Source organism: Streptomyces dryopteridis (genome assembly GCF_049606955.1).
Lineage (GTDB): Bacteria > Actinomycetota > Actinomycetes > Streptomycetales > Streptomycetaceae > Streptomyces.
Genome location: NZ_CP187113.1, coordinates 2,608,108 through 2,621,706, shown reverse-complemented (window position 1 = coordinate 2,621,706; position 13,599 = coordinate 2,608,108). Strand labels below are relative to the sequence as shown.

Genomic DNA, 13,599 nt, shown 5'->3' with positions numbered 1-13,599 from the left:
CGCGTGGGTGAGGGCCGGTCAGGTGCCTTGGGGGCGTGTGGTGGTGAGGGTGCGTCGGCGCACGGGGGGCGCGCGAAGGCCCGGGCGGCGGGTGCCGACCGGGCCTCGAAGGGGTGCGCGCGGGATGGTTACCGGACGAAGAGGGCGTTGCCCTCGGGGGCGTAGAAGGTCTCGCCGGGGGCGACGACGGCCAGCGGGAGGCCGGTGCACCACGGGCCGTTGGTGACCAGCACCGGGTTGTCCGTGTTGTTGCGGATGAGCTTGGGGCCGGCGGCGGGGATGCAGCCGCTCGGCTCGCTGAACACGACCCCGTTCACGTGCAGCTCGCCCGTCGCGGCCTGGGCCGGGGCGGTGAGCCCGAGGGCGAGGACGGCGGTGGCGGCGAGGGTGCCGAGGAGGGCGAGCGGGCGGGGCATGGGGGACCTCCGGTGCGGGGGGCGTCGCGATCGACGTCCACGTCGTGACCGAACGTAGTCGTTCCGCGTCGTGCGGTCACGCCGCGCGAGGGGCGTGTGGGGGCGGGGACCCCGCGCGCGATCTTGTGCGCACGCCCCTGGTGACCTGCGGGAACGGTGCGCGGAACGGATTCGCCGGAGCCCCGGGTGCGGGGCGCGGGGCGGGAGGGTTGTCAGTGGGGTCCGGCACCCTTGCGCCATGACGACGACACCGTGGACCCTCGCCGACCTGGAGGCGGCCATCCGAGCGGGATGGTCGGCCGAGACCTGCTCACCGGATGACGTCGAGCGGGCCGCGTGGACCCCGGAGAACCCGGCGTGGGGGCACTGCGACATCACCGCCCTGCTCGTGCACGACCTGCTCGGCGGGGAGCTGATGGCGGGGGAGGTGTGGCTCGACGGCCGGCAGGAGGGCGTGCACGTGTGGAACGAGCTGCCCGGCGGGATCGTCGTGGACCTGACCCGTGAGCGGTTCCGGCGGGGGCAGGTCGTCAGCCCCGGCTGGAAGCTGGGGGAGCGGCCCGCGGGGCGCACCCCGAGGCGTTGGGAGGAGTACCAGACGCTGCGCCGGCGGGTGATCGACAAGCTGGGGCCGCTGCCGGGGACGGTGCGCGCGCAGGACGGGACGCGGCTGCGGTACCTGGACCACGGGGGGACGGGCGGGCCGCTGCTCGCGTTGCACGGGGACGGGGCCACGGGGGCCTACTACGCGCGGCGGGCGCGTGAGCTGGGCGGCGGGCACCGGCTGGTCACGCTGGACCGGCGCGGGTACGGGGCCTCGGACCGGGCGGGCGCGTACGGGCCCGAGCGGTGCGTGGCCGACGCGGAGCTGGTGCTGGAGTCGCTCGGGCTGGGGCCGGCGGTGGTGCTGGGGCACGGGACGGGTGGGGTCGTCGCCTACCGGCTCGCGGCCCGGCGCCCGGACCTGGTGCGGGCCGTGGTGGTCGAGGACGCGGGGGCGGTGGTGTCGGGGGAGCCGGCCGGGTGGGTGGGCCGGCCGCGTCGGGCGCCGGGGCCGGAGGCCCTGCGGGCGGCGTGGGACGGGCCGGCGGCGGGGGCGGTGGAGGAGATGCGGCGGTACCCGGACGGTTGGGGGCCGGCCTTCGAGCCGGCCGACGCGGCGGCCGGGCGGGCCGCGTTCCGGGGGGACCACTGGGAGGCGTGGCTGGCGGTGCGCCGGCCGACGCTGCTGTTGCGCGGGGACCGCAGCCGGTCGCTGTCGGGCGGGCACGCGCGGGAGATGGCGCTGCGTCGGCCGGGGGTGCGGCTGGTCGAGCTGCCGGCGGGGCACCGGGTGCTGGCCGAGGACCCGCGCGGGTGGGGGATCGCCGTGCGCGGGTTCCTCGCCGGGTCGGCCCGGGGGCTCGGGTCAGCGCCAGTGTTCGGGACGGGGGAGGTGCTCGGGCACGCGGGTGCGGGTGTCGCCGCGGGCCGCGTTCAGTTGTGACGGGGCGAGGAAGAGGGATTCGCGGAGGTCGGCGCCGCGCAGGTCGGCGTCCCTGAGGTCGGCGCCGAGGAGGTCGGCCCCGCGCAGGTCGGCGCCCGAGAGGTCCGCGCCGATCAGGTAGGCGCCGCGCAGGCTCGCGCCCCGCAGGTCGGTGCCGCGCAGCCGGGCGCCCATCAGGTCGGCGCCCCGGTGGTCGCGGCGGGGCGCGGGGTGGCGGCCGCGCACGAGCTCGGAGACGGCGCCGAGGAGGGCGCCGACCTCGGCGCGCAGGGCGGGCAGGTTCAGCACGCGCAGCGCGTCGGGGCTGCCGCCGGCGGCGGTCTCGACCCGGTCGCGCAGTTCGCGCAGCGCCCGGTGGTGCGGGCGGGCCGCGGGCAGGGCGAGGCATTCGGTGAGGTGGAACAGCAGCTCGTGCACCTGCCGCATGATCGGGAAGGTCTCGAAGACCCGCGGGGCGAGGTCGGGGTGGGTACGCCAGTCGCGGCCGTCGAAGGTCTCGCGGGAGACGCGTTGGCCGGCGCCGAAGCAGTCGAAGACGGTGCAGCCCCGGTAGCCCTCGTCGCGCAGTCGGGTGTGGATCCCGCAGCGGAAGTCCTCGCGGAGGTTGCCGCAGGGGGCGCCGGCCTGTTTGGAGACGGGGAAGTCGGCGGAGCGGGTGAAGGGCAGGGCCACGCAGCACAGGGCGAAGCAGTTCGCGCAGTCGGCCCGCAGCCGGGCGCGTTCGGCGGTGAGGTCCGGGGCGGGGGCCGGAGTACCGGCGGGGGCCTCGGTGGTGCGGGGGCCGCGCGGGGGGCGGGAGGCGCGGGCGGGTTTGGCGGGGCGGCGGCGCGGGTCGGACATGGGGTCATTGTCCCCGTCCGCCCGGCCGGCCCGGGCTGACGGTGTGTCGGGTGGTTCGGGCGCGGTCGCGGAGGCGGGGTGGCGCGGGGCGGGGGCCGGGCGACACAGTGGGGCCGGTACCCGGTGTCGTGCGGGTCGTGGGGGAGGGTGGGCACATGCGCAAGGCGTGGATGGTGGGCGGGATCGGGGTGGGGCTCGCCCTGAGCTTCGTCGCGCTGCTGGTGGTGGGGACGTTCTCGGCGGCCGCCGGCATCGTGGGCGGGAGCGGGGGTGCGGCCCTGGGCCTGGCCAAGGGCGCGGTGCCCGCCAAGTACCAGGCGCTGGTGGCGCGCTGGGGGAACCTGTGTCCCGCGATCAGCCCGCCGCTGCTCGCCGCGCAGCTGTACTCGGAGAGCGGCTGGAACCCCACCATCGTGAGCCCCGCCGACGCGCGCGGCATCGCCCAGTTCATCCCCGGCACCTGGGAGAGCCAGGGCATCGACGGGGACGGGGACGGGGACCGTGACATCTGGGACCCGAACGACGCGATCCCGTCGGCCGCCTCCTACGACTGCAAGCTCGCGGCCGAGGTGAAGGGGGTCCCGGGCGACGCCACGAAGAACATGCTGGCCGCGTACAACGCGGGGCCCGGGGCGGTGCAGAAGTACGGGGGCGTGCCGCCGTACGAGGAGACCCAGGGGTACGTGAAGGCCATCACCGACCTCGCCAAGAGCTTCGCCGTGCCGCTCGGCCGGGTGAAGCCCTCCGAACAGGCCGCCGGGGCGATCGACTTCGCGCAGAAGCAGCTCGGCACCCCCTACCTGTGGGGCGGTGAGGGCACGAAGGAGCAGAACGGGCGCTTCGACTGCTCGGGGCTGACCCTGGCGGCGTACCAGACGGTGGGGATCGAGCTGCCGCGCGTGGCCAACGACCAGTACAACGCGGGCCCGCACCCCTCGCGGGAGGAACTCCTGCCGGGGGACCTGGTGTTCTTCTCCGACGACCTCACGAACTCGCGGGCCATCCGGCACGTGGGCCTCTACGTGGGCGGCGGGTACATGATCAACGCGCCGTACACGGGGGCCGTGATCCGCTTCGACTCCATCGACACCCGCGACTACTTCGGCGCCACCCGGGTCACCAAGGACGGGGCCGCGGCCCTGCCCGACCCGGCGAGCATCCGCAACTGACCACGCAGAGTGAAGCCCTGCCCCTGAGCTGCGACGATGAGTCACTCTTGGATAACGTTGACGTGATCATCCGGTGGAGGACGGAACGCGGTCACGGGGGCGGGCGTTCCACTGGGCACGGGGATCGGAACAACGGGTTCGAGGGGCGCGCGCCGGGCGTGCCCTGACGGGGGACCAGGCACGCAAGGCAAGGGGCCGCGACACCATGGCTGGACTCACGAGCGGTGGGCCGAACGTGGATGTATCCCTCCTCCACGCGGTGGACCGGGTCGCCGGCACCGCACCCGACTGGATCCATCGCGCCGTCGGCGTGACCGGCTCCCAACTGATCCCGCTGGCCCTCGCGCTGCTCGTGCTGTGGTGCTGGCGCGCGGTGCGCAGGGGACCGGCGGACGCGGCGCCCGAGGGCTTCGCGGCGCTGGTGTGGGCGCCGTTGGCGGCCGGGATCGCGCTGCTCGTCAACGTGCCGCTGCGGGAGTTCGTGGGCCGCCCCGGCCCGGTCCCCGGGCAGCCGGCCCTGGACCCGGGCGGCGCGGGCGTCGGCTTCTCCTTCGTCAGCGACCACACCACCCTCGCGATGGCCGTCGCCGTCGGCCTGTTCATGGCGCGCCGGCGGTACGGCGCGATCGGCATCGCGCTGGCCCTGCTGGAAGGGGTCTGCCGGCTCTGGATGGGCGTGCACTACCCGACCGACGTGGTCGGCGGGCTCGCGCTCGGCACGGCCGTCACCCTGCTGCCGGCGCCCCTGGCGATGGCCGCGCTGACCCCGCTCGTCCGGGCCGTGGCGGACTCGCCGCGCGCCGGGCGACTGGTGCGGGCCAAGGGGCCGCGGGTGGTCGATCCGGTGGCCCCGCTGCCCGGTCCGGTGGGCGAGCGCCCGCGCGCGAGCGACCTCGCCGCCTAGGGGGTCTCGACTCCCGGCTCAGCTCTCGTCGCCGTCGTGGTCGCGGCGGTGGCGGGCGCGCAGCCACAGGCCGGTGGCCAGGGCGGCGGCCGAGGTGGTGCCCACGGCCAGGGCCACGTCCCCGGGACCGTCGGCCGTGCCCAGCGGGCGGGCCAGCGCCGGGGCGGCGGGGAGCAGCACGAGGGCGCCCGTGAGCAGGGCCGCGGCCCTGCGGCGGCCGCGGGTGCGGCCGGGCGGTCGGGCGGGGGTCGGGCCCGGTCTCCGGTCAGTGACTCGACGCATCCGACTCCCTCGGCTCCCGACACGGTCCCCCTGCCCAGGACAGCGGACGCGGGCGGGACCGGCCGGCGGGGCGGGTCCGTTCGGGTCAGTCCCCCGGGGACTCGTGGTGGGCCCGGGCGTCCTCGCGGGCGCGGTCGCGGGATCTGCGGGCCGGGCCGCGCCAGCCGCAGGCGCACCGGGCCGTGCAGAAGGAGCCGCGTTCCACGGTCTCCGCGAGATGGGGGGCGGGGGCGGATGCGGAGCCGTCGGCGGGCCGGGCCGGGGACGGGTCGCCGGCCGCTGCGGGAGTGGGGTGAGGGTCCACGTCCGCACGGTACCGGGGGAAGGTGACGGTGTCCCGATCGGGTGGGGGCGTGACGGGAAACCGCGCACCTCGTTAAGCGGAGCGGGCGGGGGCCTCGGGCAAGCAGCGGTCACGCGTTGGGGGTTGGCAGGCGATGGTGGTGCACCAGCACAGGCGGGCGGCGTGGGCCGCCGCCGTGGCCGTGGTGGCGACGGGCGGACTGGCGGGGTGCGGGGAGGCCGACGGGGCCGACGCGCGTCCGGCGGGCTCGGTCGCCGACGGCACGGCGGCGGTGCGGTCCGCGGCCGACGTGCTCGCGGAGGCGGGCAGCGCGCGGGCCCGGACGGCGATGGAGATGGCCGCGGGCGGGACCCGGGTGACGATCCGCGGCGAGGGCGGGGTGGACTTCGCGGGCCGGCTCGGGCAGCTCGTCGTGCTGCTGCCGGCGGACGCGGCCGGCAAGTCCGAGCACCGGCCCATCACGGAGCTGCTGGCGCCGGGCGCCCTGTACATGAAGAACCGGGGCGCCGGGGTGCCCGAGGACAAGTGGGTCCGGGTGGACACCACCACCCTCTCCGACGGCAACCTCGTCACCGGCGGGGCCACCGACCCGATCGTCGCCGTCGAGCTGCTGCGCTCGGCCGAGGGGGTGGTCTTCGTGGGCGAGGAGGACCTGTCGGGCACGAAGGTCCGGCACTACCGGGGCACCGCCGACCTGGGACGGGCGGCCGCGGCGGCCCCGGAACACGTCAAGGGCGCGTTGACGGCGGCGGCGAAAGGGTTCGCCAAGGACGCCGTCCCCTTCGACGCCTACCTCGACGAGGAGGGCCGGCTGCGCAAGGTGCGGCACCGGTTCAGCTACGTCAACCAGGGGGTGATCGATGTCTCGTCGACCACGCTGCTGTACGGGTTCGGCACGCCGGTGAGCGTCGTGCTGCCCGAGAGCCGGGACATCTACGCCGGCCGGATCGCCCAGTAGGGCCGGCCGGACCGGGTGGGGCCGGGGCGTGTTCGGGTAACCGGAAATGGCCCATCCGTGTCATGCGCGCCGCGTGTGACACTCCCTACTCTGGACCGGCCGGTGACGATCAGGAAGAGGGTGACACGAGTGACTCCGAGCCACGGGGTGATGACGCAGGATCACGTGGCCCTGGCCGAGATCGAGCTGTGCGGAGAGCTGATCATCGCGGCCTCCGACGCCGATGAGGACCGGCTCAGCCAGGACCGGATCGACGAGGTGCTCCGCGGGGTGTGCGCCCCCTGGTGACCGGGCCGGCCCGGCCCCGGGACGGGCTTCCCGTCCCGTGACCGGCGCCGATCGGGGCCCGCGCGCTCAGGTGCGCAGCAGGCGGGCGATGGCCTTGGTGGCCTCCTCGACCTTCGCGTCGATCTCCTCCCCGCCCTTGACGGCCGCGTCCGCGACGCAGTGCCGCAGGTGTTCCTCCAGGAGTTGCAGGGCGAAGGACTGCAGGGCCTTCGTGCTGGCGGAGACCTGCGTGAGTATGTCGATGCAGTAGACGTCCTCGTCGACGAGCCGCTGGAGGCCGCGGATCTGGCCCTCGATCCGGCGCAGGCGCTTGAGGTGTTCGTCCTTCTGGTGGTGATAGCCGTGGACGGCGCCGTCGGCCTCGGTGGTCGTCATGCGTCCTCCCGTGGATCACGTGTATTCGGGGCGGGCACCTGTCGTGCATACCCCGCATGGGTATAGGATACCGGGCCGACCCGCGCGGGCGGGGGTCCGTGCGCTTCACTCTGCCTGATGGAGGACACTGGGGAACCGGCCGGTTCTGCCGGTTAGCCGTGGCCGGAGGATGCGCCTAGCATCAGCCTGACCGAACCCGATGCACCCCGAGGACCTCACCGTGCGATTTCGTCTGACCCCCAGGGAGACGAGCTTCTACGACATGTTCGCCGCATCCGCGGACAACATCGTCACGGGCTCCAAGCTCCTGATGGAACTGCTCGGAGCGGACACCTCCGCCCGAGCCGAGATCGCCGAACGGATGCGGGCCGCGGAGCACGCGGGTGACGACGCGACCCACGCGATCTTCCATCAGCTGAACTCCTCCTTCATCACGCCGTTCGACCGCGAGGACATCTACAACCTCGCGTCCTCGCTCGACGACATCATGGACTTCATGGAGGAGGCCGTCGACCTGGTCGTCCTCTACAACATCGAGGAACTGCCCAAGGGCGTCGAGCAGCAGATCGAGGTCCTGGCGCGGGCGGCCGAGCTGACCGCCGAGGCCATGCCGCACCTGCGGACCATGGAGAACCTCACCGAGTACTGGATCGAGGTCAACCGACTCGAGAACCAGGCGGACCAGATCCACCGCAAGCTCCTCGCGCAGCTCTTCAACGGCAAGTACGACGCCATCGAGGTCCTCAAGCTCAAGCAGGTCGTGGACGTGCTGGAAGAGGCCGCGGACGCGTTCGAGCACGTCGCGAACACGGTGGAGACCATCGCGGTCAAGGAGTCCTGAACCTCGTGGACACCTTCGCACTGGTCGTGACCATCGGTGTCGCCCTGGGCTTCACCTATACGAACGGCTTCCACGATTCCGCGAACGCCATCGCGACCTCCGTCTCCACCCGGGCCCTGACCCCGCGCGCCGCCCTGGCGATGGCCGCGGTGATGAACCTCGCCGGTGCCTTCATGGGCAGCGGGGTCGCCAAGACCGTCAGCGAGGGGCTCATCGAGACCCCGCACGGCAACAAGGGCATGTGGATCCTCTTCGCGGCCCTGGTCGGCGCGATCGTCTGGAACCTGATCACCTGGTACTTCGGACTTCCCTCGTCCTCCTCGCACGCCCTGTTCGGCGGCATGGTGGGCGCGGCGCTGGCCGGCGGGACCGAGGTCATCTGGTCCGGGGTGGTCGAGAAGGTCGTCATCCCGATGTTCGTCTCGCCCTTCGTCGGCCTCATCGTCGGTTATCTGGTGATGGTGGCGATCCTGTGGATGTTCCGCCGGGTCAACCCGCACAAGGCCAAGCGCGGGTTCCGCATCGCGCAGACCGTCTCGGCGGCCGGCATGGCGCTGGGCCACGGCCTCCAGGACGCGCAGAAGACCATGGGCATCGTGGTGATGGCCCTGGTCATCGCCGACGTCGAGCAGGCGGGCGACGCGATCCCGGTGTGGGTCAAGATCGCCTGTGCCGTGATGCTGTCCCTGGGCACCTACGCGGGTGGCTGGCGCATCATGCGGACCCTGGGCCGGAAGATCATCGAGCTGGACCCGCCGCAGGGCTTCGCGGCCGAGACCACCGGTGCCTCGATCATGTTCGGCTCGGCGTTCCTCTTCCACGCGCCGATCTCCACCACCCACGTGATCACCTCCGCGATCATGGGCGTGGGCGCGACCAAGCGGGTCAACGCGGTCCGCTGGGGCGTCGCCAAGAACATCATCCTGGGCTGGTTCATCACCATGCCGGCGGCGGCCCTGGTGGCCGCGGTCAGCTTCTGGATCGTGCATCTGGCCTTCGGCTGATCGCCGGATCCCTTCCGTTCATCCGCCCGGGGCGGTCGAGCACGCGGTACACGCGCTCGACCGCCCCGGGCGTTTCACGTGAAACACGACACGTGCGGGCGGGTGGGGCGGGGAAGTGAAAGGGGCCGGCTCCCCCCACCCAGGGGGAGCCGGCCCTCTTTCTCGCCGTGCGGTGGCACCGCCATGCAGCACCGCAGGACGTGTCGTGGCCGCCGGCCCGGAGGCCGGCGGGGGATCATCCGAAGCGGCCGGAGATGTAGTCCTCGGTGGCCTGGACGGACGGGTTGGAGAAGATCCGCTCGGTGTCGTCGATCTCGATCAGCTTGCCGGGCTGGCCCACGGCCGCCAGGTTGAAGAAGGCGGTGCGGTCGGAGACGCGGGCCGCCTGCTGCATGTTGTGCGTCACGATGACGATGGTGAAGCGCTCCTTGAGCTCCCCGATCAGGTCCTCGATGGCGAGGGTGGAGATCGGGTCGAGGGCGGAGCAGGGCTCGTCCATCAGCAGGACCTCGGGCTCGACCGCGATGGCGCGGGCGATGCACAGGCGCTGCTGCTGGCCGCCCGAGAGGCCGGAGCCGGGCTTGTTCAGGCGGTCCTTGACCTCGTTCCAGAGGTTCGCGCCCTTGAGGGACCGCTCGACGATCTCCTCCAGCTCGCTCTTCCTGAACTTGCCGTTCAGGCGCAGGCCCGCCGCCACGTTGTCGAAGATCGACATGGTGGGGAAGGGGTTGGGGCGCTGGAAGACCATGCCGACGGTGCGGCGGACGGCGACCGGGTCGATGCCCGCGCCGTACAGGTTCTCGTCGTCCAGGAGGACCTTGCCCTCCACGCGGCCGCCGGGGGTGACCTCGTGCATGCGGTTCAGGGTCCGCAGGAAGGTGGACTTGCCGCAGCCGGACGGGCCGATGAAGGCCGTCACGGAGCGGGGCTCGACGGTCATGGAGATGTCGTCGATGGCCTTGTGGGTGCCGTAGAAGGCGGAGAGACCGGAGACGTCGATGCGCTTGGCCATGGGAATCACTGCTCTTTTCGATGGCCCCGCTCGGCGGAGCCGCAAGTCGTGGGCCGCTATCGGCCGGTCTTCGGGGCCTTCCAGCGGGCGATGCCGCGGGCCACCAGGTTCAGGATCATGACGAAGGCGATCAGCACCAGGGCGGCGGCCCAGGCCCGGTCGTACGAGGGGTCCGTACCGACCTTGTACTGCTCCCAGATGTAGAGCGGGAGCGAGGACTGGGCCCCTTCGAAGGGGTTGCCGTTGATCAGCTGGGAGCCGAAGACCAGCAGCATGATCGGGGCGGTCTCGCCGGTGATGCGGGCGACGGCGAGCATGACGCCGGTGGAGATGCCGCCGATCGCGGTGGGCAGGACCACCTTGAGGATCACGCGCCACTTCGGGACGCCGAGGGCGAGGGCCGCCTCGCGCAGCTCGTTCGGGACGAGCTTGAGCATCTCCTCGGTGGAGCGGACCACGACCGGCATCATCAGGATCGACAGGGCCATGGCGCCGGCGAAGCCGGAGGGGCCGAAGCCCAGCATCAGGTTCCACGTGGTGAGGATGAACAGGCCCGCCACGATGGAGGGGATGCCGGTCATCACGTCGACGAAGAAGGTCACGGCCTTGGCGAGCGGGCCCTTGCCGTACTCGACCAGGTAGACGGCGGTCAGCAGGCCGACGGGGGCCGCGATCGCGGTGGCCAGGAGCACCTGCTCGATGGTGCCGAGGAGGGCGTGGTACACGCCGCCGCCGGCTTCGAAGCCGGCGACGCCGGCCATCGAGTGGCCCAGGAAGTAGCCGTCGAGGACCTTCATGCCCTTGCTGACGGTGGTCCACAGCAGGGAGAGCAGCGGGACCACGGCGAGGACGAAGCAGACCCAGACGACCGAGGTCGCGACCCGGTCCTTGGCCTGGCGGCGGTTCTCGACCACGCTGCTGAGCACGTAGGTGATCAGGACGAAGAGCAGGGCGGCGAGCAGGCCCCACTGGACCTTGCTGTGCAGGCCGAGGACGAGACCGAGGCCGGAGCCCAGGGCGACCGAGCCGACGGCGATGCCGGCCGGGGCCCAGCGGGGCAGGCTGCCCTGGGTGAGGGTCTTGGGGGCGGCGGACCTGACGGCCCGGGCGGGGCGTCGGTCCTGGATGGTCTGGCTCATCAGGCGTTCGCCCCCGAGTACTCCTTGCGGCGCGCGATGATCAGGCGGGCCGCGCCGTTGACGAGCAGGGTGAGGAGGAAGAGCACCAGGCCGGAGGCGATCAGCGCGTCCCGGCCGAACTCGTTGGCCTCGTCGAACTTCGCGGCGATGTTCTGCGCGAAGGTGCCGCCGCCGGGGTCGAGCACGTGCAGCGAGATGAGGAAGCTCGGGGAGAGGACGGTGGCCACGGCCATGGTCTCGCCCAGCGCCCGGCCGAGGCCGAGCATGGAGGCGGAGATGACGCCGGAGCGGCCGAAGGGCAGCACCGACATGCGGATGACCTCCCAGCGGGTCGCGCCGAGGGCCAGGGCGGCCTCCTCGTTCATGCGCGGGACCTGCAGGAAGACCTCGCGGCTCACGCTCGTCACGATCGGGAGGATCATGATCGCGAGCAGCACGCCGACGGTGAAGAGGGAGCGGGCGGCGCCGATCTGGGTCTTGTCGAAGACGTAGGTCCAGCCCATGAACTGGTCGAGCCAGAGGTTCAGGCCCTCCAGGTACGGGACCAGGAAGAGGGCGCCCCAGATGCCGTAGATGATCGAGGGGACGGCGGCCAGCAGGTCCACCACGTACGCGAGCGGCGCGGCGAGCTTGCGCGGGGCGTAGTGCGAGATGAACAGGGCGATGCCGACGGCGATGGGGACGGCGATGACCATCGCGATGATCGAGCTGATCACCGTGCCGAAGAGGAGGACGGCGATGCCGAAGACGGGGGGGTTGCCGGCGGCGTTCCAGTCGAAGGTGGTGAGGAAGTTGCCCTCGTTCTTCGACAGGGCCAGCACGGCGCGGTAGGTGAGGAAGGCGGCGATCGACGCCATGATCACCAGGAGCAGGATGCCGGAGCCCTTGGAGAGGCCGGCGAATATCTTGTCACCGGCGCGGCCGGTGGACCCCTTGCTCGTGGCGACCCGTGGCGGAGCCGGGTCTGCGTGGGTGGGTGTGGTGGAAGCCATGGTCTTTCCGGTCTGTGTGGGGGGCGGGCCCCCTGGCGGCGGTGCACCGGAGTTCCCCCGGCGGGCCGGGGGAGGGGTGGGGAGGCGGGGCCGCTCGGACGGGAGCGGCCCCGCCTCCGGATCGTCCCCGGGGTGGTGACGTCGTGGCGACGTGCGGGGGACGAGTGGCGGGGGCGGCGGGCCCGGGCGGGTGCCCGGGCCTCACCGGCCTCAGCCGAGGTTCTTGACGACCTCGCGGACCTTCGCGTTGATCTCGGCCGGGATCGGCGCGTAGCCGTGCTCCGAGAGGAGCTTCTGGCCGGCGTCGGAGGCGGCGTAGCCCAGGAAGGACTTCACCGAGGCGAGGGTCTCGGGCTTGTTGCCCTTGTCGCAGGCGACCTCGTAGGTGACCAGGACCAGCGGGTAGGCACCCTCGGCCTTGGTGGTGTAGTCGAGCTTCAGGGCCAGGTCGGAGCCGGTGCCGGTGACCTTGGCGGCGGCGATGGCCTTCGAGGCGTTCTCGGAGGTGGCGGACACGGGGGCGCCGGCGCCGGTGTTGACGTCCACGGTCTTGATGGACTGCGAGGTGGCGTAGGAGAGCTCGAAGTAGCCGATCGCGCCGTCGACCTGCTTGACCTGGGCGGCGACGCCCGCGGAGCCCGAGGCGGCCTGGCCACCGGGGGCCGGCCACTTCTTGGCGGGCTCGTAGCCCCAGCTGTCACCGGCGGTGGCCTTGAGGTACTTGCCGAGGTTCTCGGTGGTGCCCGAGTCCTCGGAGCGGTGGAATGCCTGGATGGCGGTGGAGGGGAGGGTGACGCCGGGGTTCAGCTTCTTGATGGCCTCGTCGTCCCACTTCTTGATCTTGTCGTTGAAGATCGCGCCGATGGTGGGGGCGTCGAGGGTGAGCTTGTCCACGCCGGAGACGTTGAAGCCGATGGCGATCGGGCCGCCGACCATCGGGAGGTTGACGCCCTGGCCGCCGGTGCAGATCTTCTTCGAGTCCGCGACCTGCTCGGGCTTGAGCGGGGAGTCGGAACCGGCGAAGCCGACCGTGCCCTGGTTGAAGGCCACGATGCCCTCACCGGAGGAGGAGGACTTGTAGTTGACCTCGACGCCGGAGCAGCCGGCCATGTAGTTCTTGATCCACAGGTCGACCGCGTTCTTCTGCGCGGAGGAACCGGAGGCCAGGACCTTGCCCTTGGCGTCGCCGCAGTCGATGTCGCCCTTGGCGACGGCGGGCGCCTTGCTGCTGCCGTCGGAGCCGGTCTGGGTGTTGTTGTCCGAACCGCACGCCGTGAGGACCAGGGCGCCGGACACGACGAGGGCCCCGAGGGCGGAGGCACGAAGCCGGTTCTTGCGCTGAAGCTTCACTTTCGGGTGTTCCTTCCAGGAGCCGCCGGCCGCTCTGGCGATCCGGGCGGCGTGCGAAGAGGACTGCGAACGTTTGGGTGGTGCGCGGGCGCGGCCCCGCGCCTCGGAGAGGCGATTCTCGGGGTGTCGTGCACCGTGCACTGCCGAAATTAGGCAGATCAGGTGAAGCGGCCGACCGGGGTGAGTGAACGGACGGTGAACCGTGGCGGACGGCATGGTGCGAGCGGTTCCGGTACGGC

General features: G+C 72.5%; 16 protein-coding genes. 7 read left to right on the top strand and 9 right to left on the bottom strand.

Translation table 11 applies throughout. From position 1 onward, the window contains the following. Window positions 1-128 precede the first annotated feature (128 nt). Window positions 129-416 (bottom strand): hypothetical protein, encoded by a 288-nt coding sequence (locus tag ACN20G_RS11055; RefSeq protein ID WP_424212580.1) that lies wholly within the window; start codon window positions 414-416, stop codon window positions 129-131. A 238-nt stretch (window positions 417-654) separates the two neighbouring features. On the opposite strand from ACN20G_RS11055, the gene ACN20G_RS11050 reads away from it, so the two are divergent. Continuing rightward, on the top strand, window positions 655-1,902 hold the full coding sequence (locus tag ACN20G_RS11050; RefSeq protein WP_424212579.1) for an alpha/beta fold hydrolase: 1,248 nt from the start codon (window positions 655-657) through the stop codon (window positions 1,900-1,902). Here the strand turns inward: ACN20G_RS11050 and ACN20G_RS11045 are convergent. Further along, on the bottom strand, window positions 1,825-2,742 hold the full coding sequence (locus tag ACN20G_RS11045; protein ID WP_424212578.1) for a pentapeptide repeat-containing protein: 918 nt from the start codon (window positions 2,740-2,742) through the stop codon (window positions 1,825-1,827). The two genes, ACN20G_RS11050 and ACN20G_RS11045, sit on opposite strands and share 78 nt — an antisense overlap. 155 nt (window positions 2,743-2,897) lie before the next feature. Between ACN20G_RS11045 and ACN20G_RS11040 the strand changes: the two genes are divergently transcribed. Next, window positions 2,898-3,911: an NlpC/P60 family protein gene (locus ACN20G_RS11040; protein ID WP_424212577.1), complete on the top strand. Its 1,014-nt coding sequence runs from the start codon at window positions 2,898-2,900 to the stop codon at window positions 3,909-3,911. A 205-nt stretch (window positions 3,912-4,116) separates the two neighbouring features. Continuing rightward, window positions 4,117-4,815: a phosphatase PAP2 family protein gene (locus tag ACN20G_RS11035; RefSeq protein ID WP_424212576.1), complete on the top strand. Its 699-nt coding sequence runs from the start codon at window positions 4,117-4,119 to the stop codon at window positions 4,813-4,815. A gap of 18 nt (window positions 4,816-4,833) precedes the next feature. On the opposite strand, the gene ACN20G_RS11030 is transcribed toward ACN20G_RS11035, so the two are convergent. Together ACN20G_RS11030 and ACN20G_RS11025 are read right to left on the bottom strand one after the other, a co-directional pair. Further along, window positions 4,834-5,097, bottom strand: coding sequence for a hypothetical protein (locus ACN20G_RS11030; RefSeq protein WP_424212575.1), 264 nt, complete (start codon window positions 5,095-5,097; stop codon window positions 4,834-4,836). Between the two features lie 85 nt (window positions 5,098-5,182). After that, complete coding sequence (locus tag ACN20G_RS11025; protein WP_424212574.1) at window positions 5,183-5,401, bottom strand: hypothetical protein; 219 nt, start codon at window positions 5,399-5,401, stop codon at window positions 5,183-5,185. A gap of 133 nt (window positions 5,402-5,534) precedes the next feature. Between ACN20G_RS11025 and ACN20G_RS11020 the strand changes: the two genes are divergently transcribed. Next, window positions 5,535-6,359: a hypothetical protein gene (locus ACN20G_RS11020; RefSeq protein ID WP_424212573.1), complete on the top strand. Its 825-nt coding sequence runs from the start codon at window positions 5,535-5,537 to the stop codon at window positions 6,357-6,359. Window positions 6,360-6,509: 150 nt separating this feature from the next. Beyond that, a complete protein-coding gene (locus ACN20G_RS11015; protein ID WP_424212572.1) occupies window positions 6,510-6,647 on the top strand; it encodes a hypothetical protein in 138 nt (45 codons plus the stop codon). A 66-nt stretch (window positions 6,648-6,713) separates the two neighbouring features. On the opposite strand, the gene ACN20G_RS11010 is transcribed toward ACN20G_RS11015, so the two are convergent. Then, window positions 6,714-7,022, bottom strand: a complete 309-nt coding sequence (locus tag ACN20G_RS11010) for a metal-sensitive transcriptional regulator (protein WP_424212571.1) — start codon at window positions 7,020-7,022, stop codon at window positions 6,714-6,716. A gap of 220 nt (window positions 7,023-7,242) precedes the next feature. Between ACN20G_RS11010 and ACN20G_RS11005 the strand changes: the two genes are divergently transcribed. Both ACN20G_RS11005 and ACN20G_RS11000 read left to right on the top strand, forming a co-directional pair. Then, a complete protein-coding gene (locus ACN20G_RS11005; RefSeq protein ID WP_424212570.1) occupies window positions 7,243-7,863 on the top strand; it encodes a DUF47 domain-containing protein in 621 nt (206 codons plus the stop codon). Window positions 7,864-7,868: 5 nt separating this feature from the next. After that, window positions 7,869-8,867 carry an anion permease gene (locus ACN20G_RS11000; protein WP_424212569.1) on the top strand — a complete coding sequence of 333 codons (999 nt, stop codon included), beginning with the start codon at window positions 7,869-7,871 and terminating at the stop codon, window positions 8,865-8,867. A gap of 235 nt (window positions 8,868-9,102) precedes the next feature. On the opposite strand, the gene pstB is transcribed toward ACN20G_RS11000, so the two are convergent. The 4 genes from pstB to pstS form a co-directional block, all read right to left on the bottom strand. After that, complete coding sequence (gene pstB, locus ACN20G_RS10995; protein ID WP_424212568.1) at window positions 9,103-9,879, bottom strand: phosphate ABC transporter ATP-binding protein PstB; 777 nt, start codon at window positions 9,877-9,879, stop codon at window positions 9,103-9,105. Between the two features lie 56 nt (window positions 9,880-9,935). Further along, the gene (gene pstA / locus ACN20G_RS10990) at window positions 9,936-11,018 is read right to left on the bottom strand and encodes a phosphate ABC transporter permease PstA (RefSeq protein ID WP_424212567.1); all 1,083 of its coding nucleotides are present in this window, start codon (window positions 11,016-11,018) and stop codon (window positions 9,936-9,938) included. Continuing rightward, complete coding sequence (gene pstC / locus ACN20G_RS10985; protein WP_424212566.1) at window positions 11,018-12,010, bottom strand: phosphate ABC transporter permease subunit PstC; 993 nt, start codon at window positions 12,008-12,010, stop codon at window positions 11,018-11,020. The genes pstA and pstC overlap by 1 nt, the downstream gene beginning before the upstream one ends. 210 nt (window positions 12,011-12,220) lie before the next feature. Then, window positions 12,221-13,360 carry a phosphate ABC transporter substrate-binding protein PstS gene (pstS, locus tag ACN20G_RS10980; RefSeq protein ID WP_424212565.1) on the bottom strand — a complete coding sequence of 380 codons (1,140 nt, stop codon included), beginning with the start codon at window positions 13,358-13,360 and terminating at the stop codon, window positions 12,221-12,223. Window positions 13,361-13,599: the final 239 nt, after the last annotated feature.